Here is a 16,907-nt window from a genome sequence, read left to right on the forward strand (position 1 = left end):
GACGATGTGCGGTGACCTGATACCATCCTGCGCTGCGAATGAGAACGTTAACGATTCTCATTAATAAAAACAGTTTTCTGGATACACGGGATTTCAAGCATGTCGTCCGCTCAGGTTTATCACGCCGGCCGCGCCTCGCGCGCTGCCATCCGCCCGCTGGCCCTCGCCGCCTTTCTGACCTTCGCCGCCGCGTGTTCCACGTCGGCGTTCGCACAGGCCGCTACCGACACGGCTGTCGCGGCTCCGGCTGCCGACGGTGCTGCACCGGCTGCGCTCAAGGCCACCACGGTAACGGAATCGGCGCTGCGCGAGACGCCGCAGAACCTCAAGCAGTCGGTGGCGGCGGGCGCGCTCGGTTCGCGCAGCCAGCTCGAGACGCCTTTCTCGACGACGGTGGTGAGCCAGGAGCAGTTGGAAAAGCGCATGCCGGCCAAGCTCGGCGACGTGTTCGTCACCGACGCCTCCGTGACCGACGGCAGTAATGCCTTCGACGCGTGGGCCGGCTACATCTACGTGCGCGGCATGCCCATCGACTGGCAGTCGGGCTTCAAGCTCGACGGCATGCCCGTGATGACCTACGGCGTGACGATGCCGTACGAACAGTTCGACCGCGTGGAATTGCTCAAGGGCCTGTCCGGCTTCATGTACGGCTTCGTGGCACCGGGCGGCGTGGTGAACTACGTGACGAAGAAGCCGACGGACGAACGCATCGCGAGCATCGACGTGGGCTTCCAGTCGAAGGGCATCTGGCGTGAGCACGTCGACCTCGGCGGCCGTGCCGGTCCGAACGACATGTTTGGCGCCCGCCTGAACTACACCCACGAGGAAGGCCGCACGTACACCGACGGTAATCTGAACCGCGATACGGTGTCGGTGGCCCTGGATGCGCGCATCACGCCGGACCTCACGTGGAACTTCGGCGCGATGTATCAGGACCGCCGTGCGACGGGGACGTCGCCGTCGCTCTCGACCGCATACTTCACCGGCAACCAGTTGCCGGGCCCGATCAACGTTTCCAACGCGAACCTCCAGACGCAGGCCACGCACCTGAACACGATCACGCAGTTCTACACGACGGGACTGCAATATCAGGTGAATCCGGACTGGAAGGTGTCGGCCAACTTCGCCTACAACAAGTCCACGCGCGACCGTAACGAAGCCACGCTGTATCTGCTCAACGGCGCGGGCGATTACCGTGGTCTGAACGATCTGGGCGATGAAATCAACACGTTCCACGCCTGGCAAGTGACGGCCGAAGGCAAGGTGCGCACCGGCCCGCTCACGCATCAACTGACGTTCGGCTACGCCTCGCAATATCAGACGAACGACTATGCGTATCTCTACAGCCCCGTGACGGCGAATCCGTCCGTTGCGTTCTCGACGTACTCGGGCAATCTGTATCAGGGCGCGTCGTACCAGTTCTACGGTGACGGCACGCCGCTTCAGGCGCAACGTTCGAGCGCCATCGAGCAGAAGTCGGTCTTCGCGTCCGACACGGTCCAGATCACGGATCGTTTCTCGGTGCTCGCAGGCGGCCGCTTCACGAACTACGATCAGACCAACGCGCAGGGTCTGTCGACGTATTCGACGAACGGCGTGTTCACGCCCACGCTCGCCGCGATGTACAAGCTCACGGCGAACACCACCGCTTACGCGAGCTATGTGGAAGCGCTCGAAGCCGGTGAAGTCGTCGGCTCGACCTACGCCAATGCCGGCGCGGTGCTCAACCCGTTCAAGAGCCGTCAGTACGAAGTCGGCGTGAAGACGGAGCAGGCCACCTGGAGCACGACGGCGGCGCTCTTCCGTATCGAGCGCGGCGCGGTCTACACGAACAGCGCGAATGCCCGCGTGGCCGACGGTCAGTCGATCTATCAGGGGATCGAGCTTGCCGGTTCCGTGAAGCTCGGCTCGCAATGGACGGTCGGCGCCAGCGCCATGGCGCTCGACGCCTGGTACGCACGCACGTCGGGCGGCTTCGACGGCAACCGTGTCGGCGGCGCACCGCGCTTCGTGCTCTCGGGCAACGTCGAATACAAGATCCCGTACGTGCCGGGCCTGTCGGTCGGCGGCGACATCCGCTACAACGGCCGCACGTCGCTCAACCCGCAGAACTCGCTGACGGTGTCGGGCTACACGCTCATCAACCTCGGCGCGACGTACCGCACGCGCGTCGCCGGCAAGGACGTGACGCTGCGCGCTGCCGTGAGCAACCTCACGAACCGTCAATACTGGGAGTACCAGTACGACAACTACATCAAGCCGGCCGACCCGCGCATGTTCAGCCTGAACGCCAAGATCGACTTCTGATCGATCTGGCGGATGTCCGACAGATGTCGGTCGTCATCCATTGCAGCACCTTCGACAGCGGCCTCCGGGCCGCTGTTTTTGCTTTTCGGTGCCCACGCTATCGATCTCATCGAAAGAATCCATCGGGGCCTTTTAAAAAAACCGCTTGACTATCTATCTACCAGTAGATAAAGTTCGTCACATGAACCGCACAACGACATCGCCTGCTGCATCGACCGTCAGAGAGCAACTGCTGGATCACGCGCAGATGTTCCTGATGACGCGAGGCTACAACGGCTTCAGCTATCGGGATCTGGCGGAGCGGGTCGGGGTGAAGACATCGAGCATTCATTACTACTTCCCGGCCAAGGAAGATCTGGTGCTCGAAGCGATCAAGGCGTACGACGCTTTCATCAGTGAAGGGCTGGCGCAGATCGACGAGTCGCTGCCCGCACCGGAAAAGCTCGCGTTGTACTCGCAGGGGTTCGGGCGCATTGTCGAAGACGGCCACCGGATTTGCCTGTGCGGCATGCTGGCGGCGGACATCGAAACGTTGCCGGAGACGGTGCGCGAAGCGGTGCAACGGTTCTTCGCGTTTCACGAAGCCTGGCTGGCACGTGTGCTGACGCAGGGGGAGGCCGACGGCACGTTGAAGCTGACATCGTCACCCGAAGCCACCGCCCGCGCGCTGTTCGCCGGGTTTCAGGGGAGTGTGATGGCGTCTCGGTTGTTTCGTGCGCCGTCGCGGCTGGAGGATGTGGTCGCATCGGTGTGCGGGGTCGCCTGACCGGCGGCATGCAGGCCAGAATCACAACGGGAGAGTTCTCCCGTTTATTTGTGATCATTCATCTACCTATAAGTAGATAGATGGTGGAATGTAAGAAGCAGGACCTAAGCAATACGGAAGCGAGACAAAACGGGACGAACGTCGGTGCAAGGTTGCGCTCACGTTCACGAAAGGGGTCCCGCAGGTGCATTAAGATGACCGCTTGGCTTCAAGGCAACGCCACGACGGCGTGTCAGGTCAGGATGGTCGAAGTTTGGAAGTGAAATTTTCTACTTACCAGGAGTTCGTCATGTCGATCGAAAAAGTGCTGTACACCGCCCATGCCACCGCCACCGGAGGCCGTGATGGCCGTGCCGTCTCGTCCGACGGCGTGCTCGACGTCAAGCTGGTCGTGCCCAAGGAAATGGGTGGCCCCGGCGTTGGCGGCACGAACCCGGAACAACTGTTCGCCGCCGGTTACTCGGCTTGCTTCCTCGGCGCGCTGAAGTTCGTCGCCGGCAAGGAAAAGGTCACGCTGCCCGCCGAGACGAAGATCGACGGCGCCGTGGGCATCGGCCAGATCCCGACCGGCTTCGGCATTCAGGCCGAACTGAAGATCAGCGTGCCGGGTGTGGACCGCGCCGTGGTCGAAGCGCTCGTGCAAAAGGCGCACATCGTGTGCCCGTACTCGAACGCCACGCGTGGCAACATCGACGTGACGCTGACGATCGTCTAAGCGGTCGGCATCGGTAGATGTGCAAAGGGCAGCCTTCGGGCTGCCCTTTTTGCTATGCGATGCTTTTGCCCTAAACAAGTCGACAAGCGTCGCCGATCACTTCGTCTTCACTTCGACCTTGATGCCGTCGGGCAGCACGGTGATGGCGCCCGGTTCGACATCGCGTCCACCGTACTTCAGTTGCTCCGGCTTGAACGTGTAGATCGGGTACTGGTTGAGCACCTGTTGCGCGACGTTGCCGCCAATGGCCGTGAGTTGTTGGCCGTAGGCGGGTGGCATGCCGTTCACGTCCACGCGCTCGACGCTCGGGTTGTCGAGCAGCACGGCGCGCCTGACCGGGTCGTACTTCAGTGCACTGGAGATCGCCAGCACGCCCTTGAGCGGCTGGCCTTGCAGCAGCACGTTCTGCACCTGAGCATCGACCTGCGTGTTGATGCGGTTCGCTTGCGGATTGAAGCCGATCTGCGGATGCGTCAGCTCGACGGAGAGCAACTGGCCGTAGTTGAGCGTGGTGGGAAAGCGCTTGTCGACGGCCGTCTCGATGTCCTTGCGCGTCATCGTGTACTCGCCGGTCCAGATGTTGTAGCCGGCCTCGGCCACGCGCATGAACGGCGTGAGCGTCACGCCGAGCAGGCCGCCGAGGGTCAGACGCAGGGTCGTGCGGCGCGACATGCCTGACTGGCCTGACACGTCCAGGATGTCCGATGCGCCGTCGGCAGACGTCGAACCGTGGATGTGAAGCGTGCGAGCGGTATTACGGGAGCGTTGCGAAGTCATGTCGTGGGCGCCGGACAAGCGGGCGCGCGTTGAATCGTCGATGGTTTTGTGACTCGTCGGATGTGGAATCGTTCTGAACGCCGCGTTGATCCGTGCGCCGGACATCCGGGACAAGACTTCACAATTGGCGTTGCACCGGAACCACAAAACGCGCCACTCCCCCCGGAAAACCGACCCGCATAAGCGCGTGGGAATGCGTGGTGATGGACGGCGACGGGTCAATAATGCGGCGGGATTTCGTGACGCGGATTGCCGTCGTTGCCACCCCCCTGACCCTGTGACTGCATCTGCTGATACAGCGCCTTGAACTGCTTTTGCAGCAGATCGATTTGCTGCTCCTGACGGGTGACGATCTCGTTGAGTGTTTCGAGCAGATCGTCCTGAAACGCCGTCTTCACTTCGAGTTCGACGACGCGGGCTTCCAACGATTCCATGGGCTTCTCCGGTGAACGCGGCATTGTAGGCCATCGAACGATTCGCCAGCCCGTGCCGCAAGCGGTAAGTCGCTCAATGAGCGCTCCGGGCATAATCGCAACATGAAAACCTTTCTGCTTTATGTCGTCACTGCGGTGGCGGAAATCGTCGGTTGCTACTTGCCCTGGTTGTGGCTGAAGCAGGATCGCAGCGCGTGGCTGCTGGTGCCCGGCGGCATTGCACTCGCGCTCTTCGCATGGCTGCTGACGCTGCATCCGTCGGCCGCCGGACGCGTTTATGCCGCCTACGGTGGCGTGTATATCAGTGTCGCCATCGTGTGGTTGTGGCTGGTCGACGGGATGCGTCCGACGTCGTGGGACATCGCCGGCGTGGTGGTCGCCCTTGCCGGTATGAGCCTGATCGCGTTTCAGCCGCGCTAAGTGATGCACTGAGTGACGCATCAAGTGACGCATTCAGGCGCCACACTGAGGCGTCACACCGATCTCAGGCGCTCGCTTTAGCCGTCCTTCCATCCCTTCAGTCCGGCGTCTTCACGCGATATGTGCAGCGCTGCCCGCCCGCGAGGATATGCGTCTCGCGCGAGACGGTGCCGCGCTCGCCGACCAGTTCCTGAAACAGTTCCAGCTCCGTGCGGCAGAAGCCCTGACAGGTTTTCGCCGCCGCACAGATCGGGCAATGGTCTTCGATGAGCAGCCAGTCGTCGCCATCGCGCTCCACGCGCGCCATATAGCCTTCCGCCGAACGAATCTCCGCGAGTTTCGCGATGCGTTCGGGCAAGCCGGGCAGGGGATCGATCGCGCGCTTGTATTGCGCACGCGTCTCCGCCGCGCGTTGCGTAATCAGACGGTCGAGCCCGTCTTCGCCGAACAACTGACGAATCGAGCCGATCAACTGAATCGTGAGCGTGGAGTGTGCATCGGGGAAGCGATTGTGGCCGGCCTCGGTGAGTGCCCATGCCTGACGCGGGCGTCCCGCGCCGCGCGTGGGCATCGTCTCCCCGGCCAGCAAACCCTCTGCCACCAGCTTCTGCACCTGCTGACGCGCGGCCTCGGCCGTGATCCCCAGACCCGACGCGACTTCGGCCGTGGATGCCGGTCCCTGCGTCTTCAACCAATGCAGCACCCGTTCGTGCCCGGCGCTGGCAGCGCTGAGCGGCGCACCCGCCCTATTATCCAAGTGGTTATTTGGGTAATTCATCGTGAGGCATGTAATATCCAAGAACTTTCTTGCATATTAGTCGCCCGATGGGGGGCTGTCTATCCATGACAACGAGCACGACGAACGAAGGCGCGCCGGGCTGGCGCGATCTGTTGAGTGGCAACAACGGCTGGCGGTCGCTGGCGCTGGCGGGTGGTGTGGCGTTGCATGCGACCAACGTCTATGTGGCGACGACGGTGTTGCCGTCCATCGTCAGGGAGATCGGCGGGCTCGATCTGTATTCGTGGAACACCACGCTATTCGTGGTCGCCTCGATCCTGGGTTCGGTCTTCGCTGCGCAGATGCTGTCGTCGCTCGGTCCGCGCGTCGCCTACATCACCGCGCTGGTGGGGTTCAGCGCCGGCACGATGCTGTGTGCAGCAGCGCCGAGCATGCCGTGGATGCTCGTGGGTCGCACGCTGCAAGGTTTCGGCGGCGGCATTCTGCTCGCGTTGAGCTACGCGCTGATCCGAATCGTGTTCGCACCGCCGCTGTGGTCGCGCGCGATGGGGCTCGTCTCGGGGATGTGGGGCGTTGCTACGTTATGCGGGCCGGCGCTCGGCGGCGTTTTCGCCCAGTTCGGTCATTGGCGCTGGGCGTTCTGGTCGCTGCTGCCGGTGGTTGTGGGCCTCGGACTGATCATTCGTGCGCAAGTCCCCGCCGGACGCAAGGTCGCCGGTGCTGAGGGAACATCGCACGCCAACGACACAACGCATGCGGTGCCGTGGTTCAAGGTCGTGTTGCTGTGTGCATCGGCCGTTGCGATTTCGATGGGGGCGGTGGTCGATTCGCATGTCGTCGCCGCCGTGTGGATGGTGCTGGGGCTGGGACTGGCGTGGTGGCTCGCGCACCGTGAGCGCAGCGTGCGCCATGCGTTGCCGCGTCTGATGCCGACGGGCGCGTACTCGCTGCGAACGCGTCTTGGCGGGCTCTATGCGGTGATGAGCCTGCTCGGTCTGGCGATGACCAGCGAGATCTACATCCCGTATTTCCTTCAGACGATTCACGGTCAGACGCCTTTTGCTGCGGGCTATCTCGCCGCGCTGATGGCAGCGGGCTGGTCGGTCGGTTCGATGACCAGCGCAGGGCGACAGGGGGAGGCGGCCGATCGTCGCGTGCGACTCGGCCCGGTGATCGTCACGGTCGGCATGTTGGCGCTGGCGTGGTTGTTGCCGCAGGCGTCGCTCTTTGCGAGCGCGACGGGTGTGGCCGGCGTATGCATTGCGTTGTTCGGTGTGGGCGTGGGGGTCGGGATCGGCTGGCCGCATTTGCTCACGCGGGTGATGACGGCGGCGCGCCCGGGCGAAGCGGGGCTGGCGTCGGCGTCGATCACGACCGTGCAGTTGTACTCGATGGCGCTGGGCTCGGCGCTGGCCGGACTGGTCGCGAACTCGGCCGGGCTGGCGGACGGTGGGCTGGCGCATGTGCAACGCGCCTCGGTCTGGTTGTTCGTGTTGTTCGCGCTGGCGCCCGCAGGCGCAGCCGTCATCATCTTGCGCGGTAGGGTCGCCGGGGCTGCCGCAAAGCCGGAAGGACAGGAGGCACTATGATCGATCGCATCACAGCCATGCGCACCTTCGTGCGCGTCGCCGAAGTCGGCAGCTTCACGAAGGCGGCGCTCTCGCTCGACCTTCCCCGCGCGACCGCGACCACGCAGATCCAGCATCTTGAACGCTGGTTCGGGGTGGCGCTCTTCACGCGCTCCACGCGGCGTGTCGCGCTCACGATGGAGGGCGCGGCGTATTACGAGCGCTGCTCGGCCATTCTCGCAGACATCGAAGAGGTCGAGTCCGGGCTGTTCGGCGCGCAGGCGCAACTGCGCGGACGCCTTGCCGTCGTTCTCCCGCCGGTCATTGCGCGCGAGGTCGTGATGCCGTCGCTCGCGGAATTTCAGGCGCGTTATCCGGGGCTGGAGATCGCGCTGGATGCGACGCCTGCGCATGGCGACTGGCGTGGCGATGGCGTCGATTGCGGTGTGGTGCTCGGGGAGTTGCCGGACTCGCGTCTGGTGGCGCGGCATCTCGGCGATCTGCCGCGTGTGACGTGCGCGAGCCGTCGCTATCTGGAATCGCACGGCACACCGGCCGACCTCGACGATCTCGCGATGCACACCTCGGTGAAATGGTTGTCGGCGCCGGCAGAGTCGCTGGCCTCGACGGGGGCGTCGGCTTCGCACGGTAGTGAAGGCGTGCCGCTGCCTGCGCGCTGCGGCGATCTCACGATGATCGTGGGCGGCAAAGCCACCTGCGTGCGTACGCGCGGTCAACTGCATGTGGGCGACGAGGCCGCGTATCTTGCGGCAGGACTCGAAGGTCTCGGGCTGATTCAACCGACAGTGCTCGCGGCGGCGCCGTATCTCGCGTCGGGACGTCTGGTGCCGGTGCTGCCGAAGTGTCCGCCGCCGCCGCTGCGGCTCTCGGCGGCCTATCCGTCACAGAAGCGGGTGTCGCCGCGCGTGCGGGCTTTCGTCGACTGGCTGGCGCTCATCTGCGAGCCGCTGGGCCATGCACAAGCCGACATGCATGGCGGCGTTCGCGCGAATGCGGCGAAGCCGGCCACCGCTGACGTCGGTACTGACGCGGCGGTGCCGGCTTCGGAGGCGGCGCTTGATGACGAGAGGCGTGATGTTCGTGATGTTCGTGACGATCGCGATGCCCGAGATACTCGTTATGTGCCGCTACCCGTCTTGCCCGAAGGTCCGCCGTCGAATCCGCGTCGCTCGTTCAGGCTGCCGGCGTAGTGATTTCGTTTCTCCTCGTACATCAGCAGGTCGGCGCGCTGAATCGTCGCTTCGAGACGCTCGCCGGCTTCGCACGTTGCCATCCCCATCGAGAATGACAGCGGCGTGCCCGGGTAGAACGAATTGTTCAACTCCACGAGCTGGCGAATGCTCTCGATGATCGCCGCGCCCCCCGTGGCATCGGTAGACGGCAGCAGCAGCGCGAACTCGTCGCCGCCGATACGTGCGGCAATCTGCGGCGCCACGACGGCTTTGCCCAGCACCTCGCCAGCGCGGCGCAGCAGCGCATCGCCTGCCGCGTGGCCGAGCTGGTCGTTCACCGCCTTCAGCCCGTTCAGATCCGCCACGACCACCGTCACGGGGAAGGGGCCTTTGCGTTCGAGCCGGTTGAGTTCGTCGACATAGAACGAACGGTTGCGCAGCTTGGTGAGCACGTCGTGCTTGCCGAGGAATTCCAGATACGACTCGGCCTTCTTTCGTGCGGTGATGTCCGTGAGCGCGACCAGCACCAGATCCCATCGCGCTTCATGGCCGGGCAGCACGGCGAATTGCAGGTGGACGTTGATCTCGTTGCCGTCGAGCGCGTAGTTAATGACTTCGCGTTGCTGGAAGAGCTTGTTTTCCCACAGGTCGATCAACTGCTCGCGGAAGTTGTGACGCATGTCGTCGCGGAACACGTCGGGCAGGCGGCCGAGCAGCGTCGCCTTGTCGGGGGCGACGAACATCGCGAGCGTGTGGCGGTTCACGTCCAGCACGTCGATCTCCTGCATGCAGCGCTCGACGAACTCAGGGTGAACATCGGTGAAGGTGCGGAAGTCGGTAATACCGCGTGCGCGTGCATCGTCGAGCAGCAGCTTGATCGCGCTGAAGTCTTCGACCCACAGCGAGACCGGCGAATATTCGAAGAGGCCCCGGGCGTATTGCTCGCCCATCGTGACGCGCTCGCGGGCGTGTTCCAGTTCCGTCACGTTTTCCAGCGCGATCAGCACGCGATCGAGCGAGGTTTCGTGGCCGGGCAGTACCGATCCATTGAGCAGCACGTCCAGACGGCGTCCGTCGAGCGTGTAGTTGACGGTCTTGCTCGTGAAGTGCGTTTTGCCGTCCCACAGTTGGCAGAGTTCTTCGATGTGCGTCTTGAGCATGTCGTCGCGGAACACGCGCGGCAGGTTGGCCACGAGGTCGTCGAGCGACGGTGCGTTGAACATGGCGAGTGTGCGTCGATTGACTTTGATGACGCGAATGCGTTGTGAGCACAGCGAGACCTGCGCTGGATCGGCCTTGAAGTAGGCGCGCAGATCGCGCACCCCCAGCGCCCGCCATTCGTCGAACAACTGCTTCACGCCGCTGAAGTCTTCGAGCCAGAGCGAGACTGGCGCGAGATCGAACATCAGGGCGTCGTCGGTATGACCGTCACTCCCGGGAGTGACGTCGGACGGCGATGAGGTGGGCAAAGGAGGTACGGCAGGCATGGCGTCCATTTAGGCACCTGATCTGATCGGGTTCTGGTCTTAGCCCGCCATTCTAAGGTTAAACCTGTTCTACGCCGCAGTGAATCTGATCTACAGCAGGGGTGCGCCCGTATCACGCTTGACTTCGCGCAGGGAGAGCATCGACTCGATGGCGGTGACACCGGGCAGGGCGCGCAGCACGTCGCGCGTGAAACTGCCGTAATCGTCGAGATCCGTGGCGACGACGCCGAGCAGATAGTCGGCGCTGCCCGAGATGTTGTGACAGGAAACGATGCGATCGATGGCCTGCACTTCACGCTCGAATTGTTCGGACAGGGCGCGGTCGTGTACCGCGAAGCGCACGTGAACGAATGCCGTGACGCCCAGACCCAGTGCGCGATGCGAGAGTTCGGCGCGGTAACCGGTGATGTAGCCCTCGGCTTCGAGGCGTTTCAGGCGTCGGGCGCAGGGGGTCTCGGAGAGTGACACGCGTTCGGCAAGTCGGGCGTTGGAGATACGGCCATCGCGTTGCACGATGGCGAGAATCGCTCGATCGATGGCGTCAAGTTCGTTCATTGTGGGTGTCCCGCTACAAAAACAGCTTCAAAGATGGCATTCCACCACGATCTGCCGCGTCCGGAAAGTGTTTCCCTCATCCATTCGTCCTAATCCGACCGGTGATACGCAAAAAGCGGCATTGGTGGTTTGCTTTGTAATTTGTTCAATGAAAGAGAATTACTCCAAATATTTAGATTTTTGTGGGTGGAAAACGCCATGTTTCACTCATGGATTGGCGAGATCATGAAGCACGTTTTCACTGCTTCAAATCCTCTGGGGAAAGGTCATGGTCTCGCTGCAATTGCTCACGGTGTTCATCGGCGCGCTGGTCGTCGTCTACGCATTACCTGGGCCCGACATGGCGGTCGTGATGCAAACGAGCATGATGCGGGGCACGCGTCACGGTCTGGCGACGGCGGCCGGTCTGGCACTGGCCCGCGCCGCGCACGTGACGCTTTCGGCCTGCGGCGTGGCGGCGTTGTTGCGCGCGGCACCCTGGCTCTTCGAGACGGTGCGTATCGTGGGCGCGATCTATCTGGCATGGGTCGCGATTCAGATCTGGCGCTCGCCGGCGTTCGGCATGGACGTGACGGCCGCCGCGCAAGACACCGCACCGCCGCTCTCTCATGCGTTTCGCCGTGGGGTGCTCTCGAGCGTGCTGAACCCCAAGGCGTTGCTGTTCTGCTCGGTGCTGCTGCCGCAGTTCGTGCGTCCGGAGGCGGGGCCGGTGTGGAGTCAGGTGCTCGAACTGGGGGTGTTGCTGCTGGCCGTCGGCGCGATTTTCGACGTGACGCTGACCTTCGGCGCCGTGCGCATCGCGCGCTGGCTGCGCGCACGTCCGCTTGCACAAAAAGTACAACGCTGGTCGTTCGGCGCGGCGCTCATGGCATTTGCCGTACGACTGTCGCTCGACTGAAAAGCCGGGCACAATACATCTCACCTACATCACCCTCCAGCGATTGCACCACTTGAGTGCATTTCGCTGCGACACCGCAAATCAGGGTGCGACACAACGTCGCACCTCTTGAATTCAGAGAACCTTCCCGAATTGCTGCATTGCACAGCGTTTACCGCCAAAAAGGTGTCGATCTGCTTGGAAAACGTCGCGCGCGTACGCGTGAGGGCCGCGCGACACATTGTCGCGCAGGCGGGTGCGCGATGTCCCGCCTAATTAAACTTCGGCATAATGCCGCACCGTGATGGAAGTAAAAGACAAGAAGTCGGACAGTGACTTGAGGTCTGCGGGCGGCAATCCGCCCCGGTTCCCGTCTTTTCGATGACACAGTCGTCGTAGTTCGACCGGTGCAATACCGGCGTGACGACTGCTCCCGTCTCACCTTAACCCTTGCCAACCTCCTGCGACCCTGCATCAGGCCGGTAAGCCCGTGTTGCGCCGTTCGCTGGCCAACTCAACCCTGTCGTGTGACATGAAGAAACACAGAAACCCGCGATTGTTTAGGCTGCTCGCCTTGTGCTCGCCGCTGCTTTTGGCAGGCTGCGACATGACGCTGCTCGACCCTAAGGGGCAGATCGGAATCGAGAACAAGAACCTGATCCTCACGGCCACCTGGCTGATGTTGATCGTGGTGATTCCGGTCATTCTGATGACGCTGTGGTTCGCGTGGAAGTACCGCGCAACCAACAAGTCGGCGCGCTATGAGCCGAATTGGTCGCACTCGACGGCCATTGAGGTCGTGGTCTGGCTCGTGCCGATCATCATCATTGCGATCCTTGCGCGCATCACCTGGGTCTCCACTCACGAACTCGATCCCTACAAGCCGCTGGAAAGCGACGTGAAGCCGATCACCGTCGAAGTGGTGGCGTTGAACTACAAGTGGTTGTTCATCTACCCGGAACAGGGCATTGCGTCGATCAACGAACTGGCCGTTCCTGTCGATGTCCCGGTGAATTTCAAGATCACCTCGGAATCGATCATGAACTCGTTCTTCATTCCGCAATTGGGTAGCCAGGTCTACTCGATGGCCGGTATGGAAACGAAGCTGCATCTGATCGCCAACCACGTCGGCTCGTACGACGGCATTTCGGCGAACTACAGCGGCGGCGGCTTCTCGGGCATGCGCTTCAAGACGCTGGCCATGACCGACGGCGACTTCCAGCAATGGGTGACGAAGGTGCGCGAGTCGAAGAAGGTGCTCGACAAGGACGCCTACGCCTCGCTGGTGCCGATGAGCGAGAACACGCCGGTCACGTATTACAGCTCGGTCGACGCGAACATGTTCCAGTCGATCGTGCATGCCCCGATGGCATCGGGCATGGCGCAGCAGCATGAAGGCCATGAGAACCACGGTGCCATGGACATGAAGGGTATGGACATGAAGATGGAAATGAAGGGCGCGGGCACCGATGCCGCGACGGCTCCGGCCGCCGCTGCCAACGTGCAAGGCCAGTCGATGACCATGGCCATGGACGCCGGCGCGCACGCGATGCACGCTGGTGCGGCTGCGCACGCGCATAAGGAGTAAACAACAATGTCAACGCTGTTTGGCAAACTGACTCTCGAAGCCATCCCGTACCACGAGCCCATCATCATGGGCGCGGTCGGCATGATGGTGATTGGTGGGTTGGGCATCCTCGCGCTGCTCACCTACTTCGGCAAGTGGAAGTACCTGTGGAACGAGTGGGTGACGTCGGTCGATCACAAGAAGATCGGTGTCATGTACGTGCTGGTCGCTCTCGTCATGCTGCTGCGCGGCTTTGCCGACGCCATGATGATGCGTACCCAGCTGGCGCTCGCGCACAACTCGGGCGGCATTCTCCCGCCGGATCACTACGACCAGATCTTCACCGCCCACGGCGTGATCATGATCTTCTTCGTGGCGATGCCTTTCATGACGGGTCTCGTGAACCTCGTGGTGCCGCTGCAAATCGGCGCACGCGACGTGGCGTTCCCGTTCCTGAACACGCTGTCGTTCTGGCTGTTCGTGGCTGGCGCCGTGCTGGTGAACCTGTCGCTGGCCGTGGGTGAGTTCGCTCGCACGGGCTGGCTGGCATACCCGCCGCTCTCGGGCATTCAGTACAGTCCGGGCGTGGGGGTGGATTACTACATCTGGGCCTTGCAGATCTCAGGTCTGGGGACGTTGCTCACGGGTGTGAACTTCGTCGTCACGATTCTGAAGATGCGCGCGCCGGGCATGAACCTGATGAAGATGCCGATCTTCACCTGGACGTCCCTGTGCACGATGGTGCTGGTGTGCGCCGCGTTCCCGGTCCTGACCGTGACGCTGGGTCTGCTCTCGCTGGATCGCTACCTCGACTTCCATTTCTTCACGAATGAGTTGGGCGGCAATCCGATGATGTACATCAACCTGATCTGGATCTGGGGTCACCCGGAGGTGTACATCCTGATTCTGCCGGCGTTCGGTATCTTCTCGGAAATCATCTCGACGTTCTCGGGCAAGAAGCTGTTCGGCTACAAGTCGATGGTGTACGCCACGGCGGCGATCATGGTGCTGTCGTTCCTCGTGTGGGCGCACCACTTCTTCACGATGGGCTCGGGTGCCAGCGTGAACGCCTTCTTCGGTATCGCGACGATGATCATCTCGATCCCGACCGGCGTGAAGATCTTCAACTGGCTGTTCACGATGTACCGTGGTCGCGTTCAGATGACCACGCCGGTGCTGTGGACGCTGGGCTTCATCGTCACGTTCGTGATCGGTGGTATGACGGGCGTGCTGCTGGCTGTGCCGGGCGCGGACTTCGTGCTGCACAACTCGCTGTTCCTGATTGCTCACTTCCACAACGTGATCATCGGTGGCGTGCTGTTCGGTTACATCGCCGGTATGAACTACTGGTTCCCGAAGGCCTTCGGCTTCAAGCTCGACGAGCGTCTGGGCAAGGCAAGCTTCTGGTGCTGGCTGATCGGCTTCTACCTCGCGTTCATGCCGCTGTACGTGCTGGGCCTGATGGGCATGACCCGTCGTCTGAACCACTACAGCAATCCGGAATGGCAACCCTGGCTGATCGCCGCACTGATCGGTGCGCTGTTCATCGCTGCCGGTATCGGCTTCCAGGTGCTGCAACTGGTCGTGTCGATCAAGAACCGCAAGGCACTGGCCGACACCACGGGCGATCCCTGGAATGGCCGTACGCTGGAGTGGATGACGTCGTCGCCGCCGCAGTTCTACAACTTTGCCGAAGAGCCGCGCGTGCATGACATCGACGAGCTGGCCTATCGCAAGGAACACGGCATCAAGAGCGATCTGAAGACGAGCTACGCTCCGATTCACATGCCGAAGAACACTGGCGCCGGTTTCATCATCAGTGCTTTCTCGCTGGTGTTCGGTTTCGCCGCCATCTGGCACATCTGGTGGCTCGCCATCGTTGGCTTCGTGGGCATGATCCTGACGTTCATCTGCCGTAGCAACAACGATTCGATCGACTACTACGTGCAGTCGCCGGAAGTGGTGGCCATTGAATCGGCTCACCATCAGGCACTGGCCGCAGCAGCAAAGGCTTAATCATGACGAGCGAAGTTCTCAAACACACGGGCGCGCATGCCGATGCGCATGCGCATGACCACGCGCACCACGACACCGGGGGCAACACGATCTTCGGTTTCTGGGTGTACCTGATGACCGACCTGGTGCTGTTCGCCAGCTTGTTCGCCACGTTTGCTGTACTGCGTGACTCGACGGCGGGCGGCCCCACGGGTAAGGAACTCTTCGACCTGAAGTTCGTGCTGGTCGAAACCTTCATCCTGCTGTTCTCGTCGATCACCTATGGCTTCGCCATGATCGGCCTGCACAACGGCAAGAAGGGCGCCGTGATGGGCTGGCTCGCCATTACGTGGATCCTGGGTGCGGCGTTTATCGCCATGGAACTGTACGAGTTCCATCACCTGATCCTCGAAGGCGCAGGTCCGAACCGTAGCGGCTTCCTGTCGTCGTTCTTCGCACTGGTGGCAACGCACGGTCTGCACGTGGCCTCGGGCCTGCTGTGGATGGCCGTGCTGATGTTCCAGATCGGCAAGAAGGGCCTCACGTCGACCAACACCACGCGTCTGCAATGCCTCTCGCTGTTCTGGCACTTCTTGGACGTGGTCTGGATCGGCGTCTTCACGGTCGTGTACCTGATGGGAGCGATGTAAATGAGCAGCAATAGCAAATCGGTGCAATCGCACGGCCACGACGCTGGCCACAATGCGGCCGGTGGCAGCCACGGCAGCGTGAAGTCGTACCTGATCGGCTTCGTGCTCGCCGTGATCCTGACGGTCGTGCCGTTCAAGCTGGTGATGGATGGCACGATGCCGCCGTCGACGGTGCTGCCGCTGATCCTCGGCGCAGCCCTCGTGCAGATCATCGTCCACCTGATCTACTTCCTGCATATGGACCGCTCGTCGGAACAGCGCTGGAATGTGATGGCGTTCCTGTTCACCGTGCTGATCGTGGCCATCGTGCTCGTCGGCTCGCTGTGGATCATGCACAACGCCAACTCGCTGATGATGCCGGGGATGTAAGTCTTCCGGTCTTACCCGGGGCTCTCTCGGGTAAGTGAAAAAGGCGGCTTTCGGATTTTTCCGGGCCGCCTTTTTTCTTTTTGTGTTTTGGTTCGGGCTCGGGCTCGGGCTGGTCTGGTGCCTCTTTGACGCCTCAGTACGCAAAAAGGGCAATTCGACTAATCGAATCGCCCTTTTTGCTCACGCCTCACCTGTGCGTCGACACCGCCCGTCAACCTATCGCCGACAGCCCTCTCCATCGCCCCAACCCGCGGCGCTTGCCGGTACCCTGACTGCGCTCCACCTTAAAGTCGCTCCGTCAGGGCACCGACAATCACCGCTCATACATCCTGTAATGCAACCATCTCCGCGCCGAATGACGACGCCAAACGGCAACCGTCCGTCGCGGTGGTGCTATCGGTTGCACGTCGATGGTGTCGTCGCATCGCTATCGATGCTGGATCGGGGTGGGGGCCGCCCGCGGTGCGACTTAACAGGCATTGGAGCGC

Annotated in this window: 16 protein-coding genes; 11 read left to right on the top strand and 5 right to left on the bottom strand. The window is 62.2% G+C overall.

Annotation, left to right across the window (positions count from 1 at the left end):
• The first annotated feature begins 99 nt into the window (after window positions 1–99).
• The 3 genes from A9762_RS21370 to A9762_RS21380 all read left to right on the top strand — a co-directional run bounded on the left by A9762_RS21370 (window position 100) and on the right by A9762_RS21380 (window position 3,788).
• Window positions 100–2,307: a TonB-dependent siderophore receptor gene (locus tag A9762_RS21370; RefSeq protein ID WP_069344015.1), complete on the top strand. Its 2,208-nt coding sequence runs from the start codon at window positions 100–102 to the stop codon at window positions 2,305–2,307.
• A gap of 181 nt (window positions 2,308–2,488) precedes the next feature.
• Window positions 2,489–3,073 (top strand): TetR/AcrR family transcriptional regulator, encoded by a 585-nt coding sequence (locus A9762_RS21375; RefSeq protein WP_069344016.1) that lies wholly within the window; start codon window positions 2,489–2,491, stop codon window positions 3,071–3,073.
• 289 nt (window positions 3,074–3,362) lie between these two features.
• The gene (locus tag A9762_RS21380) at window positions 3,363–3,788 is read left to right on the top strand and encodes an organic hydroperoxide resistance protein (RefSeq protein ID WP_069344017.1); all 426 of its coding nucleotides are present in this window, start codon (window positions 3,363–3,365) and stop codon (window positions 3,786–3,788) included.
• A 96-nt stretch (window positions 3,789–3,884) separates the two neighbouring features.
• Here the strand turns inward: A9762_RS21380 and A9762_RS21385 are convergent, their stop codons facing one another.
• Both A9762_RS21385 and A9762_RS21390 read right to left on the bottom strand, forming a co-directional pair.
• A complete protein-coding gene (locus tag A9762_RS21385) occupies window positions 3,885–4,460 on the bottom strand; it encodes a DUF1439 domain-containing protein (RefSeq protein WP_069344029.1) in 576 nt (191 codons plus the stop codon).
• 323 nt (window positions 4,461–4,783) lie between these two features.
• On the bottom strand, window positions 4,784–4,990 hold the full coding sequence (locus A9762_RS21390) for a SlyX family protein (protein WP_069344030.1): 207 nt from the start codon (window positions 4,988–4,990) through the stop codon (window positions 4,784–4,786).
• A 111-nt stretch (window positions 4,991–5,101) separates the two neighbouring features.
• Here A9762_RS21390 and A9762_RS21395 point away from each other — a divergent pair, with 111 nt between their 5' ends.
• Window positions 5,102–5,419 carry a YnfA family protein gene (locus A9762_RS21395; RefSeq protein ID WP_069344018.1) on the top strand — a complete coding sequence of 106 codons (318 nt, stop codon included), beginning with the start codon at window positions 5,102–5,104 and terminating at the stop codon, window positions 5,417–5,419.
• Between the two features lie 97 nt (window positions 5,420–5,516).
• Here A9762_RS21395 and A9762_RS21400 read toward each other — a convergent pair whose 3' ends face one another.
• Window positions 5,517–6,176 (bottom strand): metalloregulator ArsR/SmtB family transcription factor, encoded by a 660-nt coding sequence (locus A9762_RS21400; RefSeq protein WP_069344019.1) that lies wholly within the window; start codon window positions 6,174–6,176, stop codon window positions 5,517–5,519.
• An 86-nt stretch (window positions 6,177–6,262) separates the two neighbouring features.
• Between A9762_RS21400 and A9762_RS21405 the strand changes: the two genes are divergently transcribed.
• Both A9762_RS21405 and A9762_RS21410 read left to right on the top strand, forming a co-directional pair.
• Window positions 6,263–7,747, top strand: coding sequence for an MFS transporter (locus A9762_RS21405; RefSeq protein ID WP_139133336.1), 1,485 nt, complete (start codon window positions 6,263–6,265; stop codon window positions 7,745–7,747).
• Window positions 7,744–8,937, top strand: coding sequence for a LysR family transcriptional regulator (locus A9762_RS21410; protein WP_069344021.1), 1,194 nt, complete (start codon window positions 7,744–7,746; stop codon window positions 8,935–8,937). The genes A9762_RS21405 and A9762_RS21410 overlap by 4 nt, the downstream gene beginning before the upstream one ends.
• On the opposite strand, the gene A9762_RS21415 is transcribed toward A9762_RS21410, so the two are convergent.
• Both A9762_RS21415 and A9762_RS21420 read right to left on the bottom strand, forming a co-directional pair.
• A complete protein-coding gene (locus tag A9762_RS21415) occupies window positions 8,865–10,325 on the bottom strand; it encodes a sensor domain-containing diguanylate cyclase (RefSeq protein WP_240493662.1) in 1,461 nt (486 codons plus the stop codon). The two genes, A9762_RS21410 and A9762_RS21415, sit on opposite strands and share 73 nt — an antisense overlap.
• A 171-nt stretch (window positions 10,326–10,496) precedes the next feature.
• A complete protein-coding gene (locus A9762_RS21420; protein WP_044456539.1) occupies window positions 10,497–10,961 on the bottom strand; it encodes an Lrp/AsnC family transcriptional regulator in 465 nt (154 codons plus the stop codon).
• 268 nt (window positions 10,962–11,229) lie between these two features.
• On the opposite strand from A9762_RS21420, the gene A9762_RS21425 reads away from it, so the two are divergent.
• The 5 genes from A9762_RS21425 to A9762_RS21445 all read left to right on the top strand — a co-directional run bounded on the left by A9762_RS21425 (window position 11,230) and on the right by A9762_RS21445 (window position 16,419).
• Window positions 11,230–11,859 carry a LysE family translocator gene (locus A9762_RS21425; RefSeq protein ID WP_069344022.1) on the top strand — a complete coding sequence of 210 codons (630 nt, stop codon included), beginning with the start codon at window positions 11,230–11,232 and terminating at the stop codon, window positions 11,857–11,859.
• A gap of 511 nt (window positions 11,860–12,370) precedes the next feature.
• A complete protein-coding gene (gene cyoA / locus A9762_RS21430) occupies window positions 12,371–13,426 on the top strand; it encodes a ubiquinol oxidase subunit II (RefSeq protein WP_083254170.1) in 1,056 nt (351 codons plus the stop codon).
• Window positions 13,427–13,441: 15 nt separating this feature from the next.
• On the top strand, window positions 13,442–15,421 hold the full coding sequence (gene cyoB / locus A9762_RS21435; RefSeq protein WP_069344032.1) for a cytochrome o ubiquinol oxidase subunit I: 1,980 nt from the start codon (window positions 13,442–13,444) through the stop codon (window positions 15,419–15,421).
• A gap of 2 nt (window positions 15,422–15,423) precedes the next feature.
• Window positions 15,424–16,050 (top strand): cytochrome o ubiquinol oxidase subunit III, encoded by a 627-nt coding sequence (locus tag A9762_RS21440; RefSeq protein WP_069344024.1) that lies wholly within the window; start codon window positions 15,424–15,426, stop codon window positions 16,048–16,050.
• Window positions 16,051–16,419, top strand: a complete 369-nt coding sequence (locus A9762_RS21445) for a cytochrome o ubiquinol oxidase subunit IV (RefSeq protein WP_069344025.1) — start codon at window positions 16,051–16,053, stop codon at window positions 16,417–16,419.
• Window positions 16,420–16,907: the final 488 nt, after the last annotated feature.

This window comes from Pandoraea sp. ISTKB, assembly GCF_001721285.1.
Lineage (GTDB): Bacteria > Pseudomonadota > Gammaproteobacteria > Burkholderiales > Burkholderiaceae > Pandoraea > Pandoraea capi.

What these genes read in the sequence shown, in the direction of transcription:
- A9762_RS21440 (WP_069344024.1), top strand. Translation starts at nt 15,424, where the DNA reads ATGACGAGCGAAGTTCTCAAACACACGGGCGCGCATGCCGATGCGCAT.
- A9762_RS21420 (WP_044456539.1), bottom strand. Translation starts at nt 10,961, where the DNA reads ATGAACGAACTTGACGCCATCGATCGAGCGATTCTCGCCATCGTGCAA.
- A9762_RS21370 (WP_069344015.1), top strand. Translation starts at nt 100, where the DNA reads ATGTCGTCCGCTCAGGTTTATCACGCCGGCCGCGCCTCGCGCGCTGCC.
- A9762_RS21395 (WP_069344018.1), top strand. Translation starts at nt 5,102, where the DNA reads ATGAAAACCTTTCTGCTTTATGTCGTCACTGCGGTGGCGGAAATCGTC.
- A9762_RS21375 (WP_069344016.1), top strand. Translation starts at nt 2,489, where the DNA reads ATGAACCGCACAACGACATCGCCTGCTGCATCGACCGTCAGAGAGCAA.
- cyoA (WP_083254170.1), top strand. Translation starts at nt 12,371, where the DNA reads ATGAAGAAACACAGAAACCCGCGATTGTTTAGGCTGCTCGCCTTGTGC.
- A9762_RS21380 (WP_069344017.1), top strand. Translation starts at nt 3,363, where the DNA reads ATGTCGATCGAAAAAGTGCTGTACACCGCCCATGCCACCGCCACCGGA.
- A9762_RS21410 (WP_069344021.1), top strand. Translation starts at nt 7,744, where the DNA reads ATGATCGATCGCATCACAGCCATGCGCACCTTCGTGCGCGTCGCCGAA.
- A9762_RS21385 (WP_069344029.1), bottom strand. Translation starts at nt 4,460, where the DNA reads ATGTCGCGCCGCACGACCCTGCGTCTGACCCTCGGCGGCCTGCTCGGC.
- A9762_RS21415 (WP_240493662.1), bottom strand. Translation starts at nt 10,325, where the DNA reads ATGTTCGATCTCGCGCCAGTCTCGCTCTGGCTCGAAGACTTCAGCGGC.
- A9762_RS21405 (WP_139133336.1), top strand. Translation starts at nt 6,263, where the DNA reads ATGACAACGAGCACGACGAACGAAGGCGCGCCGGGCTGGCGCGATCTG.
- A9762_RS21425 (WP_069344022.1), top strand. Translation starts at nt 11,230, where the DNA reads ATGGTCTCGCTGCAATTGCTCACGGTGTTCATCGGCGCGCTGGTCGTC.
- A9762_RS21445 (WP_069344025.1), top strand. Translation starts at nt 16,051, where the DNA reads ATGAGCAGCAATAGCAAATCGGTGCAATCGCACGGCCACGACGCTGGC.